Source organism: Paraeggerthella hominis, assembly GCF_021044775.1.
GTDB lineage: Bacteria > Actinomycetota > Coriobacteriia > Coriobacteriales > Eggerthellaceae > Paraeggerthella > Paraeggerthella hominis.
The window spans coordinates 1-1757 of the sequence record NZ_JAJNOQ010000023.1 but is presented as its reverse complement, the minus strand read 5'-3'; the positions used below and the strand labels follow the sequence as shown (position 1 = coordinate 1757).

Here is a 1757-nt window from a genome sequence, read left to right as displayed (position 1 = left end):
GGAGCTCCTATGGTCACCAAGGATGATGCGTGTTGGATAATCGGCCTTTCCGCAGGTGCGGGCATTGGCGTATACCTTGATGGCGGCTGGGGCGTCGATGCGCTTGTCGGGCGTGAGACCAGGGCTCATAACGACATCGACCTGTTCGTTCAGCGCGGGGATTACCAAAGGTTCGTGGATCTAATTGCTGATGAGGGGTTTTCCGAGGTGGCTGCATCTTTCACCACCGAAGATCACACGGTGTGGCAAGACGAGGCGGGGCGCATCGTCGACCTGCATTGCTTCGATTTCGCCGAGAATGGCGATATTCTGTATCAGGGAGATCGTTTTCCCGGGGAGGTCTTTTCGGGGAGGGGGCGCATCGGCGAGGTGGAGGTGTCGTGCATCGACCCCGAAAGCCAGCTGTTGTTTCACTTGGGCTATCAGCATGACGAGCACGACGTCCACGATGTCATGCTCCTATGCCGTGAGTACGGTTTCGACGTTCCCGAAGAATATCGCTAGCTGTTGCTATTTGCATCGGGGCACGACTTCAGCGCTTGCCGCAGATGCGCTGCGCCAGACCGCCCTGGACATCACGCCACGCCGTATATGGACCTCCGCGCACGCGAGTCCCATTTCGCCTGCTTGATCCAGTACTCGTAGAACGGATAGGGTGTTCGCTTGTACTGGCGCCAGGTCTTCTCGTACGTGCCGCGGGCCGCCTGCCTCACTATGAGCTCGGCGAGCTCGTCCGCGCTCCTGCGGACCTTGAAGCACCATGTCCACTTGAACCAGGCGAGGTAGTTCTCGAGGCGTCTCGTGGAGACGCCCCGGAACCTGCCGATGAAGTGCCTCATCTGGGAGTGGAGGCTGTTCACCCTGTTGATGGCGTGCTCCTCCCTCTTGCTGGCGATGTGCGCGCCGACGCCGAGGGCGGGCAGGACGCGGCGGTACACGTGCGCACGGTCCGTCGAGATTATCGCGCCGACCGCGAGCTTGTCGGCGAGCAGCTCCCTGGCTGCCGCCTCGTCGAGGCCGCCCCTCCCCGCAATCTCGTAGAAGATGTCGCCGGCGTCGTTGATGCCGGTGAGCACGCATATCTTCTCGTGCCCGTCGGTTCCCTGCGACCTTGTGCGGGGCTTCCTGGGCACGCCGGACTCCGACCTGGAGCGGTTTCCCTTGAAGCTCTCCCTGAAGAAGCACTCGTCGAGCTCGGCCCCGCCGCCGGCCTCCACGCGGAAGGCGGGCATGCGCTTGGCCATGGCCTCGAGCAGCCTGTGGCGCATGAAGAACGCCGTCTTGAGGCACACGCCGCACTTTTCCGCCGACTCGCGCAGCGGGAGCATGTCCACGTGGCACTCCGCGAACCTCATCCAGGCCGACCTGTCGAGCTTGGTGGTGGAGAAGATGCGCATGGTGGCGTCGGTGAAGGTCCTGGCGCACCCTCGGCAGAGGAACCGCTGACGGCCGCGCCCGTCTCGCCCCCTCTTCACGTAATGCGGGGAGCCGCACCAGGGGCAGGCTCTGTCGGGATCGTCTTCCGCCCCCTCGCTTGCCGCGAGGTCGAAAAGCTCCGCGTCTATCAGCGCCTTGAGCGATCTCAGGGCCCTGCTCTTCTCGGCAGCCGTCATCTGCGGGAGGAACTGCCTCGTCAGCTGGGTGAGCACGTCTTCCATTGCAACCTCCATCTCTCCTGATGATGGAATTGTCGCAACCGGGGCCCCGTCGCGTGTACTGCGTGCAGGACACTTATCCAAAGTGGTCTAACACAACGT

Annotated in this window: 2 protein-coding genes; one reads left to right on the top strand and one right to left on the bottom strand. The window is 62.8% G+C overall.

The features are described 5' to 3' along the window. Positions 1–504 (top strand): nucleotidyltransferase domain-containing protein (locus LQE90_RS12290; RefSeq protein ID WP_439651868.1); only part of this gene is annotated, 504 nt, incomplete at its 5' end. A gap of 71 nt (positions 505–575) precedes the next feature. Here the strand turns inward: LQE90_RS12290 and LQE90_RS12285 are convergent. After that, positions 576–1658, bottom strand: coding sequence for an IS1595 family transposase (locus tag LQE90_RS12285; RefSeq protein WP_216530026.1), 1083 nt, complete (start codon positions 1656–1658; stop codon positions 576–578). Between the last annotated feature and the right edge of the window lie 99 nt (positions 1659–1757).